Source organism: Burkholderia sp. BCC1047, assembly GCF_902833155.1.
GTDB classification, from domain to species: Bacteria; Pseudomonadota; Gammaproteobacteria; order Burkholderiales; family Burkholderiaceae; genus Burkholderia; species Burkholderia sola.
In genome coordinates this window covers 150864-169325 of record NZ_CADFEH010000009.1, presented here as the reverse complement: position 1 = coordinate 169325, position 18462 = coordinate 150864, and the positions used below count along the sequence as shown (strand labels likewise).

General features: G+C 67.4%; 8 protein-coding genes. 4 read left to right on the top strand and 4 right to left on the bottom strand.

Features of this window, described 5'->3' with window-relative positions; translation table 11 throughout:
* Positions 1-732: 732 nt before the first annotated feature.
* Together HWX55_RS12540 and HWX55_RS12535 are read left to right on the top strand one after the other, a co-directional pair.
* On the top strand, positions 733-4326 hold the full coding sequence (locus HWX55_RS12540; protein ID WP_175975857.1) for a YadA-like family protein: 3594 nt from the start codon (positions 733-735) through the stop codon (positions 4324-4326).
* Positions 4327-4675: 349 nt separating this feature from the next.
* Positions 4676-5083: a VOC family protein gene (locus HWX55_RS12535; RefSeq protein WP_175975856.1), complete on the top strand. Its 408-nt coding sequence runs from the start codon at positions 4676-4678 to the stop codon at positions 5081-5083.
* A gap of 124 nt (positions 5084-5207) precedes the next feature.
* Here the strand turns inward: HWX55_RS12535 and HWX55_RS12530 are convergent, their stop codons facing one another.
* The 4 genes from HWX55_RS12530 to HWX55_RS12515 all read right to left on the bottom strand — a co-directional run bounded on the left by HWX55_RS12530 (position 5208) and on the right by HWX55_RS12515 (position 15619).
* Positions 5208-13811, bottom strand: a complete 8604-nt coding sequence (locus tag HWX55_RS12530) for an RHS repeat-associated core domain-containing protein (protein WP_175975855.1) — start codon at positions 13809-13811, stop codon at positions 5208-5210.
* 122 nt (positions 13812-13933) lie between these two features.
* Complete coding sequence (locus HWX55_RS12525; RefSeq protein WP_050015283.1) at positions 13934-14257, bottom strand: hypothetical protein; 324 nt, start codon at positions 14255-14257, stop codon at positions 13934-13936.
* A gap of 121 nt (positions 14258-14378) precedes the next feature.
* Positions 14379-14615 carry a hypothetical protein gene (locus tag HWX55_RS12520; protein ID WP_175975854.1) on the bottom strand — a complete coding sequence of 79 codons (237 nt, stop codon included), beginning with the start codon at positions 14613-14615 and terminating at the stop codon, positions 14379-14381.
* Positions 14616-15232: 617 nt separating this feature from the next.
* Positions 15233-15619 (bottom strand): MerR family transcriptional regulator, encoded by a 387-nt coding sequence (locus tag HWX55_RS12515; RefSeq protein WP_175975853.1) that lies wholly within the window; start codon positions 15617-15619, stop codon positions 15233-15235.
* Between the two features lie 85 nt (positions 15620-15704).
* Here HWX55_RS12515 and HWX55_RS12510 point away from each other — a divergent pair, with 85 nt between their 5' ends.
* Together HWX55_RS12510 and HWX55_RS12505 are read left to right on the top strand one after the other, a co-directional pair.
* A complete protein-coding gene (locus HWX55_RS12510; RefSeq protein WP_175975852.1) occupies positions 15705-16613 on the top strand; it encodes an alpha/beta hydrolase in 909 nt (302 codons plus the stop codon).
* 327 nt (positions 16614-16940) lie between these two features.
* Entirely contained in the window at positions 16941-18368 is a 1428-nt protein-coding gene (locus HWX55_RS12505; protein ID WP_175975851.1) for an MFS transporter, read from the top strand.
* The last annotated feature ends 94 nt before the right edge of the window (positions 18369-18462 follow it).

The window sequence follows — 18462 nt, the reverse complement described above, 5'->3', positions numbered from 1 at the left end:
GTATATCCAGTGAGAAATCGCACAGCCGGGCAGTTTTGCGATTGTCTTTCTGAAGAAAAATATTATTGGAATCCGCTTTGGCAAAGTATTTATCCGCTCGGTAAAATATTTTGAATGACGGCGTCGGTGCGAAATCGTTTGCGCAATGGATGTGTTTTATCTAAGTCATTGAATATTTTGAATTTTACAATCTATAAAGAATGCCGTCTTTAATAACTCAGGCTCGTGTCTCATAATTCGTCCGAACTTTGAGCGACGGGTGGAGCAGGGCAGCGGAAGCGCCGCAAGCAGTGACGGACGTTGCCTGATCCGGGGCCGGCGCATCAATTGATGACTGTCCAGGCCCGTGCTTGCTGCACGGAAATGAAAACCCCCGGTTGCCCGGGATGAAATAAAAGAAGCGTGGTGGGTCGCGGTTCGCGCGACGACAAATCGGGGATGCACATGACGACGGGTTGAATCTCCGGATTCAGTCGGGGAAAAACTCGTCCATGAGAAACAATACGTATTCCTAATGCAATTGTCGAATTAACGGAACGGGACGTCGGGACGACGACATGCCCGCGGCTTCCGAACGCCCTGCTGAAACGGGTGCTCGATGCGTGTCGTGTCGATATGGTGGCCCGGTAGCGGAATCCGCTTCCGAAACGAAGTCGAAATCGAAGTCGAAGCTGTCAATAAAAGTAAGTAGTCCGTATTCAAACCAGAAGCTACACAACGGAGCAGAAGACCATGAAGAGGAAGCAGATTTCGGCGCTCGCCGCCGCGATGTTCACCGGCGCGGGTGTGCTGATCGCCGGCGCCGCCCACGCGGATAATTTCGTCGACCGCGGCAACCCGGACAACGCGCTGAACGGTCAGTGCATCGACGGGACCAACCCGCTGTGCGTGGCGACCAAGAACGGCAGCTACGTGGCAGTCAGCACCACCAACGTGACGCAAGGAACCAATGCGAAGGCCGGCGCGAGCGGCATCGCGATCGGCGACCAGTCGAATGCGAGCAGCAACGGCGGCGCCAGCAGCGGCGGCGCGATTGCGATCGGGGTCGGCTCGCAGGCGCTGGCGAACTCGTCCACCGCGATCGGCACGGTGGCGGTCGCGCAGGGCAACACGGCGCTGGCGATCGGCCGCCAGTCGGCAGCGGTCGGCGATTTCTCGATGGCGCTCGGCAACGTCGCGGATGCACACGGCACGAGCTCGATCGCGCTCGGCCACTCGGCGCTCGCCAGCGGCGACCGCTCGGTCGCGATCGGCGGCGCGAACCCGACGTCGAGCGACGGCGTATCGGCCGGCGCATCGTACGACGCGGCCACGCAGACCCGTGCCGCCGGCACCCAGTCGGTGGCGATCGGCGCCGGCGCGCAGACGAACGGCAACAACCAGGTGGCGATCGGCTCGGGCAGCATCGGCGCGAACAACGGCGGTACGCCGGTGTTCGGCGGCACGGCCGCGCCGGTCGGCGGCGCGGTGTCGTTCGGCGCGCTCGGCAGCGAACGCCAGCTCAAGAACGTCGCGGCGGGCGCGGCCGATACCGACGCCGTCAACGTCCAGCAATTGAAGAACGTGAACAGCACGCTGAGCACGGGCATCGGCAATGTCGACGCACGCGTGACGTCGGTCGGCAATTCGCTGTCGACCACGATCTCGAACGTCGACCAGCGCGTGACCAACGTCGGCAATAGCTTGAGCACGAGCATCGTCACGGCGACGCAGAACGTCGTCAAATACACCGACGACTCGCATGCGGCGATCGCGCTCGACGGCGCGACCGGCACGACGATCGGCGGCGTGGCTGCCGGCGTCGCCGATACCGATGCGGTCAACGTCGGCCAGTTGAAGGGCAGCGTCGCGCCGTTGCAGACGTCCCTGTCGACGGCGGCGTCGAACATCACGAACCTGCAGAACAGCGTGACCGGCATCAGCGGATCGCTGAGCACGGCGACGTCGAACATCGCCGGCCTGCAGGCGGCCGATACGCGCAACGTCAAGTACGACGGCGCGAGCGGCTTCGATTCGGTGACGTTCGCCGGCCCCAACGGCACGACGCTGCACAACGTCGCGGACGGCAAGGATACGCACGACGCCGTGAACGTCGGCCAGTTGACGGGCGGCCTTGCATCGCTGAGCACGAGCGTGACGAACAACCTCAGCACGACGCTCGGCAACCTGAGCACGTCGATCACGAGCCAGATCGGCAACGCGACGAAGAACGCAGTGCAGTACGACGACGATGCGCACGGCGGCGTCACGCTGGGCGGCACGGGTGCAACGGCGCCGGTCGGCCTGCATAACGTCGCGGATGGCGTGGCGGCAGGCGACGCCGTGAACGTCGGCCAGCTCGGCAAGGCGACCGACACGCTCAATCAGTCGATCACGGCCGTCGGCAACCAGGTGACGACGAACACCGGCAACATCGCGGCGCTTCAGCAGGACGCGCTGCAGTGGAACCCGGGCCTCGGCGCATACGATGCGAGCCACGGCGGCCACGGCCCGCAGCTGATCAGCAACGTCGCGGCCGGCAAGAGCGGCACGGATGCGGTCAACGTCGATCAGCTGAACGCGGCGATTCACGACGGGACGAGCCAGCTCGACGCGCTCGCCGTCAAATACGACGATGCGAGCAAGCAGCAGGTATCGCTCGGCGCGGGCAACGGCGGCAGCCCGGTGCGCGTGACGAACGTCGCGGAAGGCAACGTGGCGGCCGGCAGCACCGATGCGGTGAACGGCGCGCAACTGCGTCGCGCGACCGACGGCGCCGCGGCCGCGCTCGGCGGCGGCGCGACGGCGAACCCGGACGGCTCGATCGGCGCACCGAACTACAAGATCGGCGGCAGCGCGTTCAACAACGTCGGTGACGCGCTGACGAACCTCGACGGCCGCGTCGGCAGCAACACGACGACGCTCGCGAATCACGAAACGCGCCTCGGCAACGCCGAAACCAATATCACGAACAACACGGCCGCGATTGCCGGGCTGCAGCAGGATGCGCTGCAATTCGACCCGACGCTCGGCGCGTTCAACGCCGCGCGCGGCGGTGCGCCGACGAAGCTGACGAACGTGGCCGACGGCAACCTCGCCGCGGGCAGCACGGATGCCGTGAACGGCGGCCAGTTGTCGGGCGTGAAGACCGCGCTCGAACAGCAGATCACGAACGTGTCGAACCAGGCCGGCGAAGCGGTGAAGAACGTCGTCAAGTACGACGTCGACCCGAGCGGCAACCGGCTGAATTCGGTGTCGCTCGTCGGCGGCGACGCCACGTCGGCGGTCGTGCTGAAGAACGTCGCGGCGGGCACCAGCGATACCGACGCAGTGAACGTGAAGCAGCTGAAGGACGTGCAGTCGAACCTGAACCAGCTCGGCGCGCTCGCGGTGCAGTACGACGACAGCTCGAAGAGCACGATCACGCTCGGCGGCGCGGGCGGCACGCGCATCACCAACGTGCAGGCCGGCACGCTCGGCGCGACCAGCACCGACGCGGTGAACGGCTCGCAGCTGTACGCGACCAATCAGCAGGTGTCGAAGAACACCACCGACATCTCGAACCTGCAAGGGAGCGTGACCAACATCGCGAACGGCAAGGCCGGCCTCGTGCAGCAGCAGGACCCGAACGGCGCGATCACGGTCGGCAAGGAGTCGGGCGGCACGAGCGTGAACTTCTCCGGCACGGCGGGCGACCGCGTGCTGACCGGCGTGGCGGCGGGCGTGAACGCCAACGACGCGGTCAACATGGGCCAGTTCAACGCCGCGCTGCAGAATGTCGCGGTCAACGACCGGATCCGTGCGACCGCGACCGATGCGAATACCACGTGGATCGCGCGCGCCGATGCGGGTGCGATCGGGTCGACGGCGACCGCAACCGGCAAGAATGCGGTAGCGGTCGGTCAGGGCTCGGTCGCCGATCGCGACAACTCATTCTCGGTCGGTGCGAAGGGCAGCGAGCGCCAGGTCACGAACGTCGCGGCCGGCACGGCGCCGACCGACGCGGTGAACGTACAGCAACTGAACGACAACCTCGCGACGGCGTCGACGCAGGCGAAGGGCTATACCGACCAGCGCATCGGCCAGGTGTACAACTCGTTCAACGACCTGAAGAAGGACATGTACGGCGGCGTCGCGTCGGCGATGGCGGTGGCCGGCTTGCCGCAGCCGACCGGCGCGGGGCGCTCGATGGTGTCGGCGGCGACGTCGAACTATCACGGCCAGCAGGGCTTCGCGGCCGGCTACTCGTACGTGACGGAGAGCAACCGCTGGGTCGTCAAGGCATCGGTGACGGGCAACGCGCGGTCGGACTTCGGCGCGGTGGTCGGCGCGGGTTATCAGTTCTGATGCAGGCCGCGTCGCGTTGAGCGAGGCGCGGTGCCGGGCAATGGATACTCAGCCCGGCACCATCCGCTGTCGACCGAAGGCCCGGGGTTCGTTCGCGAATCCCGGGCCTTCGTCGTTTGCTGTCGCCAGCCGATCGGGCATTTCCCGTCGACGATGCCGTCGCGAATGCGAGTACTACCATTGGGAGCGATCGTCGCCATCCCGCAACCGACGGCGCGGCAAGGGTTCCACGCGCCTCCGGCGGAACGTCCAATGCGAGTTGTGGAATGCGAGCCCGCGCTCGTATTCTGAAGTCCTCGGGCGGCATGGCATGGAGCCTTCGCCCTTCACCGCATCAGAGAGCGCGACCATGACCGAAACGACCCACACGATGAAACTCAACCACCTGAGCTTCCCCTCTGCCGACACGCTGGCGACGGCCCGATTCTTCGAGCGATACCTCGGCTTCACGATCGCGGGAAGCTGGGACAAATCGTGGATCCTCAAACGCCCGGGCTTCGACGTCGTGATCGATCACGTCGGCGACGGCGTGCCCGCGTGGCCGACCAATTTCCACGTCGGCTTCGAACTGCCGAGCCTCGATGCCGTGCAAGCGTTGTTCGCGCGCTTCAAGGAGGAGGGCGTCGCGATGGAGACGGACGTCTTCAACAACGGGCGCGGCTCGCGCTTCTTTTGCCGCGCGCCGGGCGGCGTGATGTTCGAACTGAACACGCGCGCGGATGCGGCGCCGGAATATCAGGGCACCTTCGACGATTGACGTCGGAACAAGCGGATCGGGGAAATCCACCCCACGGGCAAAAGAATAAAGCCGCGTAGTGTGCCCGATCCGCGACGGCCGCCACGCGGCCTGCCGTCGTCGCCTGCCGCGATGCGTCGCGCCGTCAGCGCGGCTGAAAGCGGATCCATGGCGTCGCATTGTTGGTCGGATAGACGACCCACCAGTGCGCGTACACGTCGACCTGCAGCTCGTTGGCCAGCGCCTGCGCGAAACTGAAGCGGCCGGCCATCCCGGCGAAGCAGGTGACGAGCTTGATCGGCCTGCCCGACGCGGCGGGAAAATTCGTATCGGCCGCGCCATAGCCCTGTGCGCGCAGGAACCGCGCCAGCGTGGACGCGGAGGTCGGCCGGTTGATCGGCACGCCGTTCGCGCCCGTCCACTCGACCATCGCGCTGCGCGAGATGCCGTGCGTCGCGACGACGTCGACGTCGAGGGTACCGACCCGCGTGAGATTTTCCGCGAACTGCTGCCGCTGCAGATCGGTGGTGAACGCATCCCACCGGGCTTTCACGCTGGCCGTGACCGGATCGTTCGGCATCAGGATTCGCATCTTGCCGACCAGGCCGCTCTGGCCGGGTTCGCTCGGCAAGCCGGGCGCGTTCGGAGGCGGATAGTTCGGGATTTCGCCGGCGTTCTCCAGCGGCGTCGGGTTCACGCCGACCGACGCCTTGCCGGTGAAGAAGGTGAGGTGCGCGCCCGCCGCCATCAGCCCGGCGCCGCCGCCCGCCACCGCGCCGATCGCGATGTTCAGCGCGGTCGCGCGGCTGAAGAACGGCTGCCCGGTCATGCCGGCCGTCACGCCGGCCCCGGCCGCGCCGCCGGCCACGCCGCCCGCGATGCCGGAGACGAGCGACACCGACAGCGTGGTGGCCACCTTGCCGGCGCTCAGGCCGAGCGCCGCCCGCGCGGTCAGTGCGCCGGCGCCGCCGCCGGCGAGCGCGCCGGCCGCGCCGGCCGCCGCACCGGCCAGCGCATCGATGCCGAACTGCTTCCAGCTGATCTGGTCGCCGGTGGCCATGCTCATGAGGTCGCCGGCCATCGACCCGACCGCGCCGGCCACGACGCCCACCAGGATCGCCGCGCCGATGCCGGTGCCGAGCAGCAGCACGCCGGCCACACCCACCGCCAGCGTGACCAGCGCGCCGACGATGATCCCCCACACGTTCATGCCGCTCGGATCGGTGAAGACGAGCGGGTTGTTGCCGACATAGACGTACGGCGACGGCGTTTCCAGCATCGGGTCGACGCTGAGGTAACGGCCGTAACCCGGGTGGTAGAAGCGCGCGTTGCAGTCGTAGAAACCGGAATCCGCGTCGTAGTTGTGGCCGGTGAACAGGCGCGGCCACGCGAACGGCGCGGCCATCAGCACGGTGGGCTGGCCGTACACGTCGTACTGCCACGCGCCGACGGTCTCGCCGCTCGCGTCGAGCAGCACGCGCACGCTGCCGAGATGGTCGAGCAGCGCGAAGTAGAAGCGCCCGTCGTGCCATGCCACCTGGACGTCGAGCGCGGCGATGAAGCGGGTCGGCGCGCTCGCGCCGTTTGCCGCGTCGACCATGAGTTCGCCGTCGGGCATCGACGTCTGGAAGCGCTGCGTGGTCGCGCCGCCGCTCGTCCGGGTCAGCGCCGCGCGATTGCCGTCCGCGTCGCGCAGGATCGACAGCGACGCGCCCGGCCCGGCGTAGCTGACGGGCCGCCCGGTACCGGCGTCATAGCCGATCTGCCAGCACGTCGCACCCGCGCCGTCGCTCGCGCCGACGATTCCGCCCGCATGGTCGTACGCGAACGTGGTGGTGTCCTGCGCGGCCGTGTAGCCGGTCAGGCGGTTGGTGCCGGCCGCATACGTGTAGCCGGCCGAATCGGCGCCGCGCGTGTGCCGCTCGAAGTTGCCGTTCAGGTCGATCTCCCAGCGTTGCGCGTCGGCGCCGGAACCGAACGCGGTCAGCTGGCCGAGCGAATCCATCGTGGTGCAGGCCGGCCCGACCGACCCGCCGGGCACGTCCGACGTGACGGTCTGTCGTGCGATTTCGCCGTTGTAATAGCCGCCGCCCTCACAGGCGCCGGTGTCGTAGGCCAGCGTTTCCCTGAGCACGCCCCCGGCATCGCTGACGGTGGGCCAGCCGGGCGGCGTGTACGCGAAGCGTCGGGACAGCATCGACGCGCCTTTGCCGTCGGGCAGCAGGCGGGTGAGCGCCGGTTTGCCGTTCGGCTCGTACTCGTGCGCGATCAGCACCGTCGTCGTGCCGCTGGTATCGGCCGCGACCTCGAGCACGCGGCCGAGCGCGTCGTAACGGCGCAGGCTGACGAGCCCCGTGGTCGAATCTGTGCTCGACAGAAGATTGCCGCCGGCCGACCACGTATTCGCGATGACGCAGTCGCCCGCGGGCGTCCCCGCGAATTGCCGGCGCCGCGCGAGCACGCGCCCGGCCCGGTCGTACGCGACCGTCTCGGTCAAGCCGGCCTGCCCGGCGTCGCCCTGGTTGACCTCCACCTTCCAGAGCCGGCCGGCGAGGTGGTCGTCCTGGGTCGCATCCGATCCGTCGCCGTCGTAGTGGCGGCGCACGCTCCAGGTGGGCGGCGACGGCGGCCACTCGGGGTCGTCGGCATGCTGCTGTAGCTGCGCGCGATCCCACGCGACGGCACAGGTGCCTTCCTCGATCACGCGGCTCAGCGTGTCGTATTTCCGATAGGCGATGTAGCCGTCGTTCAATGCATTGCCGTCGGCGAGGAAGCGCATCAGCCCGGCGCTGCTGTAGACGATCTGCGTGGTGCCGCTGTCGGGATCGGTCGAGCTGAGCCGGTGCCCGGCGAAGTCGTAGTCGGCGGTGCTGCTGCCGGCCGGCACGGCTTTCGTGCCGGCGCCGCCTGCCGCGTACGACGCGGGCGGCACCGACGCGATGGTGCGGCCCTGCGCGTCGTAAATCTGGCTCATGCGCCAGTCGAGGCTGTGGTCGGTGAGCGCGTTCTGCACGACGCGGCCGATCAGGTGCTCGGCCGTGTCCGACCAGCTTTGCGTGACCGCGCCGTTGGGATCGACGTCCGTGGTCAGGTGATACTCGCCGATCGGCAGCGGATAGGCGAAGCGCCCCGCGTCGGCGTTGACGCCGTAGCCGCGCGTCGCGTAATGCGTGCTGCCGGGCCGGATCGCATAGTCGTAGCCGGGCTGACCGAACGCCACCGGCCGGCCGAGCGGGGCGTTTTCGTAGACCGTGCGCGCGAACGGATAGCCGCCGGCGTCGGGATGCCACGCGGCGAGCGCGCCCTCGAGCGGCGCGCCTTGCCAGAGGCTGCCGTCGGCGCCGCCGTTGGTCACCAGCCCGTCCTGGTAGACGAACAACGCCTGTGCGCCGGACACCGTGACACGGCTCGTGAGTGCCCGGATCGCGGTGTTGCCGCGATCGTCGTACACGCCGGTGTCGAGCACCGCGCTGTTGGCCGATTCGAGCTTCAGCGTCTGCAGGCTGCGCGCGAGGCCGTCCCGATACTCGACGCTCAGGCCGACGTCCTCGGCCACGGCCAGCGCCGAGAAGCTGCCGGGCTGCGTCATGCCGAGCTGGACGCCGAACGGGGCGGCGATCGCGGCGTCCGCATATTCGAACACCTTGAGCCCGTCGGCGAAGAACAGCACGCGGCCCGTCACGGCCACCAGCAGCCATTCCCGTGCGGCCGGCGCGCCGCTGTCGGATTGCAGCAGCACGGGGTTCGCGCCGTCGAGCCGCCACAGACGCCAGCCCTGCGCCGGACTGAAGCCGACGAACCAGGTGCCGGTGCCGAGCACCGCGTCGCCGAGGCTGGCGCGGTCGACCAGCACGCGCGCGGCGATGCTCGCCGCCGCGAAACCGGTGCGTTCGAGCCGCGCGCCGAGCGGCCCGGCCGCTTCGCCGTGATAGCTGAGCAGCCCGCCGCCCGCGCTCCAGTCGGCCGCATTGCCCGACGCGGCCGTGTAGAACGCCAGCGCGCCGTTGCAGAAGCCGTCGTATATGCCGATCCCCTGGCCGTTGACGTTGATCGCCGCGTTCGGCGTGGCGCGCGGAAACGGCGCGGCCGGGCCGATCGTCGTGTCCTGCGCGGCGAACCAGGTCATGCTGATCAGGCTCGGATTGTCCCAGGGGCCGACCGTCACGGACGGCTCGGCGAACGGGTTGTAGAGCGTGCGCGAGCGCACGCCGTTCGGCGCGGTGGTGCCGAGCGTGCGCAGCCGCGCGCCGTCGTAGGCGATCGACTGGAACTGGCAGTCGAGCGGCGTGAAGAACACGTCGTCGAGCCGCAGCCACGCCGCGCCGCCCGCCGGCAGTTCGGCCCGAATGCCGAGCGTGACGGTGGCGTTCGCGCCGAGGCCGAGCGACGACGGATCGACGGTCCATTGCTGCGGCTGCCACTGGCCGGCGGTGGGCGCGAGGCGCCGGCTCAACTGCGCGCCGCCCGGCGCGGTGAGCGTCAACGTCACGGTGAAGTCGCTTGCGGTCGCGCCGGGCGGGCTCTTGAACCAGAGGCCGAACAACTGCCGCGCGCGGCCGTCGGTCAGCGTCACGGCGCGGGTAAGCGTCGCCGACGCGGTGATCTGCAGGCAGGCGGTGCCGCTGGCCGCGTCGTCGCGATAGACGGCGGCGCCGGCCGGCAGGCTCCAGGTCGGCCGCTGGTAATCCTCGAAACTGTCGTACGCATTGCCGCCCGCCGAATTGACGAAGCCCGCGATGCGAAAGCGCGCTGCATCGTCGAACAGCGAAGCCATCGGCCGGCCGGTGACGTCGTGCGAGAGCAGTACGTTGCCCTCGCCGTCGCGTGTGTCGATACGCTCCTCCAGCAGCCAGCCCGCGCCGGGCTGGCCGCCGTTCCACGCGGCGAACGGCGGCGCGTTCTCGTCGACCGCGACCCAGCTGTCGGCTTCCGCGAGATAGGTGGTGCCGTCGTCGTGCGCCCAGCTGCGGAAGGTCTGCGCCTTCGCGGCCTGCAACAGCCAGCCGCCGTCCGCCTGCACCCGCGTCGATGCGCTGGCCACCGGCGCGAGGATGTGCGCGCTCCACATCGCCGGGTAGACCTCGAAACCGAACAGCGACGTGCGCTGCGTGACGTTGAGCTCGCCCCGGCTGTCGTAATAGGCGGTCTGCACCGTGGTCGGATAGCCCGACGCCGCGTTGTACGCATAGGTCATGGTGCGCGCGACGCCCTGCAGGCTCTCGACCGACGTCGCGATCTGCGGCACGGCGTCGTAGAGATTGCGCAGCGTGGCGCCGTTCGCGTCGCTCGCGACCTGGTCGGTGTAGGTCCAGTCGCTGGTGGTGGACGACAGCAGCGTGCCGTCGCGGTCGTACACCGAACTCGACAGCAACAGGCCGGCCGCCAGCGAATACGCGTCGTCGACGGGCGCGGCCGTCCCGCGTACGCCGGCGCGGATGCGGCAATCGTCCGGCAACTGCAGCGTCCGCGCCGGCAGGCCGTTGTAGAAATGGCTCGTGGTCCAGCCGTAGCGCTGCGCCTGCGGCGTCTCGCACGCCTGGTATTCGGACACCGTCGAGAATTGCACGATGCTGCCCGACGGATCGGTGTTGGCCGACACGTCCGCATACGCGTAGCAGCGCAGCATCGAGTCGTAGCCGCTGTCCATCGCGAGCGCGGTCACGACGAAGGCCGCCAGCGGCGCATGCAGCGAGTGATTCGCATAGCGGTGCAGCGTGATGTGGGTCGATGCGTCGATCTCGTTGCCCGACGGGAAGGTCACGAACCCCGACGGAATCGCCGGCAGCTTGCCCGAAATCGCCGTTTCGTAATGCAGCGTGCTGTTGAGCAGGCGGAACATCTGCTGCCCGGGAAAACGCTCGACCACCGGCTCGCCTTGCGCGTCCCGCAGCAGCCCGCCGTTGCAGAAGAAGCGCACCTGCGTGTCGAGCGGCGCGCCGTCGGCGTCGAGCGTCATGAACGCGAGGAAGTCCGGCGCCTGGTTGATGACGGTCGTGCTGTCGAAGCGATCGACGGTGATCTCGCCCAGCCGGAAGCCGGCGAGCGGGTTCCACGCGGGCCAGACCGACCGGCCGTAGAGGTCGCGGTTCTGCGACAGGAACGTGCCGGCCAGCGTCGGGAAGCCCTGCGTCTCGCGGTCCGCGGGCGCCGGGTCCTCGTCCTGCAGCACCTGGGTGACCCACGGCGTGTCGGCGTCGCGATCGAAACTGTCGAGCGCGGCGTAGAGCGCCGACGTCGTGTTCTCCGTCTTCAGCACGCCGAGCTGATCCCACGCGTACCAGTAGAACTGGCGGTTCGCGTCGCTGCCGGGCGGGTACTGGATGCCGGCGAAATGGTAGGACCAGCTCACGCCGTCGAACACCAGCACGTTCGGGCCCGAGCCGATCAGGCTGTTGCCGGTGATCACCGGGCCGAGCGTCTGCATGAACGCCGGCGACAGGTTCGTGAAGCCCGGGCCGTCGAATACGTCGGGCAGCGGGCGCAACGCGAGGTTGCCGTAGTCGTCGTCCCACGCGAGCACGGCCAAGCGGTAGTCGAAAGCCTGCACCATGCCGCCCGACGACGTATAGCGGTCGATCCACGCGGCGGCCGCGAAGCCCTGGCCCATCGACAGCTGGAAATACGACGTGGCGCCGACCGCCGGAATCGTGATCGCGTCGGTGTCCAGCGTGCTGCCGAGCCGCCACGCCAGCGTCGCCGCATCGCGGACCATCAGGCTGAAGCGGCCGCGCGCCGTGTCCTCGTCATAGCAGAACACCAGATAGTGATTCGTGGCCGCCGCCACGTACGATTGCGTATTGACGCTGCCGGACGGGCAGCACGTGCCGCTCGCGAGCGCGGGCGCGACGTCCCAGTCGCGCGTCTGCCAGTTCAGCGCGTAGCGGTCGACGCGGCGATCGTCGTCGTCGATCACGACGAAGAAGTCGGCGCCGTTGGCGATCCTCAGTTGCGTGCTGTCGTAGCGGTACGGCGTGGGCGAGCCGGGCTCGCCCGCGAAATGCCAGTCCGCGTTCGCGACCGGCCGGCGCGACGCGAGATAGAGCGTCGATTGCGTGTCGTCGAGGTTGGCCAGCAGCAGCATGAAGCTGTCGGCGCTGGTCGTGGCTACCGTCCGATCGAGATCGAGCGCGCCGTCGAAGCGCTGCCAGTCCGTCCAGGCCGGAATCCAGCGGCCCAGCCACGTGTAGACGTTCACCAGCAGCGCGTTCTCGCTGGCCTCGTACCAGGCGACGGCCACGTAGTCGGCGCCGTACCAGATGCGCGGCGCGCCCGGCCGGCTGGCGCCGAACGGATTGTCGACGGTGAGATTGCGCGAGCCCGGATCGACGTTCTCGTCCGCGCCCACGTCGATCTCGGCGTACGTGTAGCGCAGCACGCCGCCGGTGGGCAGCGTCATCGACGTCATCGCGCCCGGGTTCGGCGCGCCGTCGGCATCGAAGTTGTAGTCGAACGCGATGCCGGGGCGGGCCGCGCCGCCGCTGAAAGTATCGGTCACGCCTTTCAGATAGCGCTTGTAGCAGGCGCCGGTGGCGAGCGGATTGGCGGCGTCGCGCGGCGCGAGCAGGGTCAGGTCGTACCAGTCGAAATCGAGCCGGGTCTGCTGCGCGCCCGAGCCGTCGATCACGTCGACGTGGTCGAGATAGCGCGTCTCGTAACGATCCTGCCATGCGTTCGGCTGGTCGCCCGGCACCTGGGTCGGGTCGCCGTGCGCGGCCAGGTATTCCTTCGGCGCATCGAGCGAGCGGGTGTCGTAGGTCATCGGCTGCCACGCGAACCGGCACGACCAGCCGAGATCGTTTTCCATGCTCGCGATCTGGCATTCGCGTGTGTACGTCAACGTGCCGTCGCCGACCGCCTGCTCGATCGTGCTGTACGAAAATTCGATCCAGTGCCCGAGCGTATTGCGCAACTGCGCGAGATTCCACGCGAGCGCGTAGCGCTGCTGGTTTTCCGCGCGGCGGCTCGGGCCGACCCAGTTGCCCCAGCGGATGCCCCACTGGATCAGGTTGCGCGCGGCGGCGGCCGCATCCGAGCCGCCGTAGGTGGCGACCGTGCCGTCCGGGCGGACGACTTCCCAGCTGTCCCAGGCCGGGTAGTGCGTGATCTGCCAGAACTGGTAGGGCGCCGTTTCATAGGACTGGCCGTCGGTGGTCACGGCGATCGTGCCGTCCGGTTGCCGGCGCAACAGGTGCGAGCGGCGCAGCGGCGCATCGTCGAGACGCCACTCGTCGGGGCGGCCGGTGGACGCGATACGCGCGTCCCCCGACGGGCGCCAGCCGTGTCGTTCCAGCGCGGACGCGAGCGGCGCCGGCACGCGGTCGCTCGCGAACAGCGCCGCGTTCGCGGCGGCGTCGAACGCGTCGGCGGGCAGCGTGCCGCGGCTCCACGCCGTCGGGATCGGCACGAGCTGCATCGCCTGGCCCTGGCTCATCAGGTAATACTGGACGTCGAGCGGGCTGCCCGTGCCCTGCGTTTCCGCGACGATGCGTTCGAGCGGCATGCTCCAGCCCACGCCGAGCGCGCCGCTCGGGTTCGTGAGGTTCCATTGCGAGACCTGGTCGGCGACGTTGCTCTGGTACAGCAGGGTCAGGTCGAACGCCAGCCCGCCACGTGCCGGCAGCGTCAGCAGCTTGAGCGGAAAGGCGAGATTGCCGCGGAACAGGTTCACGGCGGAACCGAAGCTGCCGGCGTCGAACTGGAGCACGCCCAGGGCGGGGATGTCGGCTTGCTGGCTGGCGCTGGTGGACATGGCGACTCCTCGAGAAAATGGTCCTCGGCCCGAACGGCGGGCGGAGGACCATGAAAGGCACGACTGCAAACCGGACAATGGAGCGACGCCGCGCATCGCGGCGATGCGACGGCGAACGTCGCTTATTGCGCCCAGGCAATGACCGACGCGGTCAACGAGCAACTGCTCGGGTTGAGTTCGTTGTTGCTGTTGTCGATCAGCTGGAGCGAGCCCGTGATGGTCACCGTCGGCGAATTGTTTTGCGTCTGGACCTGCACGCTCGCGCCTACCGTGCGCAGGTGGTGGTCGGTGCTGCCGAACGAGGCCGAGTAACTGGCCACCGACGCGCCAGCCGCAATCACGTTGGTCGGGAAGCTGTAGGTGGTCTGGGCCGTGATGACGCCCGAGTCGGACGGCGTGGCGGTGCTCACGGGAATCGAGATGTTCTGCACGTAGATGGACGGCATGAAAGACTCCTGTCGATCGGTAGGGTGGGGAAACACGCTGTGCGCGGGATGACGCGCACGGGCCGTACGGCGACTGCACGCTGCCGCGACGCGGCGGCCCGTCCCGCGCGCGGAATACGGTTCAGGGCAGCGTCACGCCGTGAGAATCGTTCTCGCCGGTCACGCCCGACTGCCATTCGCTGTTGCGGGTCCAGAACATGTACAGGTACTTGCGCTCGCCCGGCGCCGGATCGCCCCATTGATTGTTGGCGGTGAATACGCGCTGGCCGTTCTTGTAGGCCGCCGCCACCTGGGTCGTGACATCGATGGTCGAGTTGTAGACCCCGTAACCGGCATTTTCGATCGTCGTGGTACTCATTTTCATTCCTTCATCAATATGTGAAATATCGAGGCACATCTTTTTTAAAGAAATCCCGAATTTATATTGCGCGACCGGTGAAATTCGGGACTCACCGGGTTTTTAAAATGAGTATTCCGCGAACATGCCGTCTCGCATTGAAACCCGACGCATGCGCGATGCGATGCGGGTGGACGACGCACGTGACGATGCCGCCCCGGTTCTATCGAAAAACCGGCGGGGAACCTGCGTGGTCGGATGGATGAATGGCGGGAATCAACCGCCAGGCGGCGGTTTGCTGGTAGCGGACATGGATGTGGCCCCCGTTCGGATCACGTCTGTTTTACTTCTTCGTCTTGCATTTCGCCGACGCGCATTTCTTGCATGCCGATGCAAATGCAACTCTCAGTTCTGTTGTTTTTCGTGCTGCGATTGCGTATTGCGTCGAGTGCAATGGGAGTAAATACCACGCGATTCGGCATGTCAAGGATGCGCTTATAAAAAGCGTTTGTAATCGACCGTCATTGAATAGGCGCGTTTTTCGTGGTGGCGCGGCGGTCGCGCATCCTTGAGCGATTTCTGTATGGAGGGGGCCCGACGGGCGAGACGGCGCCCGATCCGGGCTGGCGAACCGCGCGTCAATCGAGCGGCGGCACCGCGCCATCGCGCAACATCTTGACGAGCCGTGCGCGGCGCTTTTCGAGATCGGCGATCTGGCGGTCGATCGCTTCGAGGCGTTCGCGCTGGACGTCGGAGATCTGGTCGCACGACCGCGCGCCGTCGATCAGCAGCATGCAGTCCGGAAAGCCGCGAATGTCGTCGAGGGTGAAGCCGGTCGCGATCATGCGCTGAATCTGCTTGACCTGCGTCACCGCGTTGTCGGCGAACAGGCGATAGCCGTTGGCCGCGCGCACCGACGCGAGCAGGCCGTGTTCGTCGTAGTGCCGGATCGAGCGCACGCTCGCGCCGGTGAGCTGCGCGAGTTTGCCGATGGTCAACAGGGGCTGGGTAGGCGGGTTTTTCATGGAAAGCAGGTTAGCACGATCCGCTTGACTCTCACATCAGTGTGAGGGTTGAGACTGGGCGTCCGTTCACCCTGGAGGAAAAATCGTGACGACCCAAGTGCTGATCCGCTGGCTGATGGCCGTGATCTGGTGGGCGACGCCGTTCGCGTTGGCGTATGACGCGGCCGCCGCACCGCTGAGCTATACCGTGACGTCGACGGATGGCGTGAAGCTGGCCGTGCAGGAAAGCGGCGACCCCGACGGCGTGCCGGTCATCCTGATCCACGGCCTGCTCGGCAGCCGCCTGAACTGGGACGCGCAGGTCCGGAGCCCCGACCTGCGCGGGTTCCGGATCATCACGTACGACCTGCGCGGCCACGGGCTGTCGGACAAGCCGATCGGCGCGCAGCCGTATCGCGACGGAACCCGCTGGGGCGACGATCTCGCCGCGGTCATCGACGGTGCGCATGCGCGCAAACCCGTCGTGGTCGGCTGGTCGCTCGGCGGCGTGGTGATCTCGAACTACCTCGCCAAATACGGCGATCGCGCGATCGCGGGCGCGGTGTACGTCGATGGCGTGGTCGAGCTTGCGCCGGGCCAGATCGTCGATCATCCGGACGTGTACCGGGACATGAATGCGCCGGACCTCAAAACGCATCTCGATGGCGAGCGTACGTTCGTCGGTCTGTGCTTCAACCGTCGGCCGGATGCCGCCACGTTCGAGCGCTTGCTCGCGAATGCCGCGATGGCGTCGTGGGACATGCAAAAGGCGATTCCGACGATGTCGGTGTCCGCCGCCGCGGGGCTCGGCCATGCGCGTGTGCCGCTGCTGTTTCTCTACGGCGGCCGTGACGCGCTGGTCGATACGCACGCGACGCTGGCTCGCGCGGCCGAGTTGAATCCGCGCATTGCCAGCAAGGTGTACGCGGAGTCGGGGCACGCGCCGTTCATCGAGGAAGCCGAGCGGTTCAATCGCGATTTGGCCGCGTTCGTGCGGTCGGTGTCTGCGCAATGAAGTCGTGTGCCGCGCGGGCCGGCGAGGTGGGGCCGGCGTGACCGGCTAATGTAACGAAGCGCAGGCGATCCGTTAGCGAAGGAATTCGCGATTGCACATGCGTGCTGCTGCTAAGCGCCGCCCGCGCAACTTTATGACGCACGCCGATTAATTTATCGGTTTATATCGCTTGGGATTGCCGGACCGGAGGAACAGAATTTCCGCTGCCGGAACCCGGCGACAGCGGCGCCGCGTTCGTTCGACGCCGCGATGGTCGCGCAGGCACTTGCCCGGTTCCCGCCTTCACGACGACCTTGCCATGCATTCGGCATCAAACTAAGGAATCCGATGAGTTCGATCGATCTGAGCCCGGTCACGCCGGTTTCTTCTCCCATCCGCTCGGCCAGCGACGTCGCGCGCCTGATCAATACGGTGGACAGTTCGGTCAGCCACGCACGGATGGTCGTGCTGCTGGCGCTCGGCGGCGTGTTTCTCGACGCGTACGACCTGACGACGCTGTCGTACGGCATCGACGACGTCGCGCGCGAATTCGGGCTGACGCCCGCGCTGACCGGGCTGGTCGGGTCGGCGATCATGATCGGCACGATCTTCGGTAGCCTGATCGGCGGCTGGCTGACCGATCGGATCGGCCGCTATCAGGTGTTCATGGCCGACATGCTGTTCTTCGTGGTCGCGGCGATCGCGGCCGGGCTCGCGCCGAATGTCTGGGTGCTGATCGCCGCGCGCTTCGTGATGGGGCTCGGCGTCGGCATCGACCTGCCCGTCGCGATGGCGTTTCTTGCCGAATTCTCGAAGTTCAACGGCCGCGGCAACAAGGCGTCGCGGCTCGCTGCGTGGTGCCCGACGTGGTACGTCGCGTCGTCGGTGTGCTTCCTGTTGATCTTCGGCCTGTATTTCCTGCTGCCGGCCGAGCATGCGGGCTGGCTGTGGCGCGCATCGCTGATTTTCGGCGCGGTGCCGGCGCTCGTCATCATCCTGTTCCGCAACCGCTTCATGAACGAGTCGCCGCTGTGGGCCGCGAATCAGGGCGATCTGGCTAACGCCGCGCGCATCCTGCGCGAGTCGTACGGCATTCATGCGCACGAAGCGGACGATGCGCGACGCGAGTCGAGCCCGCCGCCCGTGCGGATTCGCGTGCTGTTCGAGCGTCCGTATCTCGGGAGGACGATCGTCGCCAGCGTGATGAACCTGTGCATCCCGTTCGAATACACGGCGATCGCGTTCTTCCTGCCGTCGATCCTGTCGCAATTCCTCGGTGCGGGCGTGTTCGAGACGATCGCGGCATCGCTCGCATTGAACGTGCTGTTCGCGTTCACCGGCGGCTTGCTGGGCATGCGCCTCGCGTATCGGTATGCGTCGCGTCATGTCGCGATCGCGGGGTTCGCGCTGCAAACGGTCGCGCTCGTCGCGCTGGCGCTCGCAGGCCATCCGCATGGGGCGATCGCGGTCGGCGTCGTGCTGCTGATGCTCGGTACGTGGTTGTTCGCCGAAGGTTTCGGCCCCGGCGCGCAGATGATGATCTATCCGACGCTGTCGTATCCGGCCGCGATCCGCGGCACCGGCGTGGGATTCGGGCGGTCGCTGTGCGGCATCGGCCAGGCGCTGGCGCTGTTCGTGCTGCCGATCCTGCAGGCCCGCCTCGGCACCGACATGTTCTGGGTCGTCGCGATCAGCGCGGTCACGCCGATCGTGTTTCTGCTGATCGTGCGGTACGAACCGACGACGCATGACGTCGACGACGAAAGCGTGGCGTAAGCGCTGATGGGGGCGTTTACCGCGCCCTCGGAAAACACGAACGGCTTCGTCGAATCGCACGAAGCCGTTCGTACTGAAGCCGGTCGCCGCGTGA

Excerpts from the sequence above, each read along its gene's own strand:
- HWX55_RS12540 (WP_175975857.1), top strand. The coding sequence starts at position 733 with ATGAAGAGGAAGCAGATTTCGGCGCTCGCCGCCGCGATGTTCACCGGC.
- HWX55_RS12535 (WP_175975856.1), top strand. The coding sequence starts at position 4,676 with ATGACCGAAACGACCCACACGATGAAACTCAACCACCTGAGCTTCCCC.
- HWX55_RS12530 (WP_175975855.1), bottom strand. The coding sequence starts at position 13,811 with ATGTCCACCAGCGCCAGCCAGCAAGCCGACATCCCCGCCCTGGGCGTG.
- HWX55_RS12525 (WP_050015283.1), bottom strand. The coding sequence starts at position 14,257 with ATGCCGTCCATCTACGTGCAGAACATCTCGATTCCCGTGAGCACCGCC.
- HWX55_RS12520 (WP_175975854.1), bottom strand. The coding sequence starts at position 14,615 with ATGAGTACCACGACGATCGAAAATGCCGGTTACGGGGTCTACAACTCG.
- HWX55_RS12515 (WP_175975853.1), bottom strand. The coding sequence starts at position 15,619 with ATGAAAAACCCGCCTACCCAGCCCCTGTTGACCATCGGCAAACTCGCG.
- HWX55_RS12505 (WP_175975851.1), top strand. The coding sequence starts at position 16,941 with ATGAGTTCGATCGATCTGAGCCCGGTCACGCCGGTTTCTTCTCCCATC.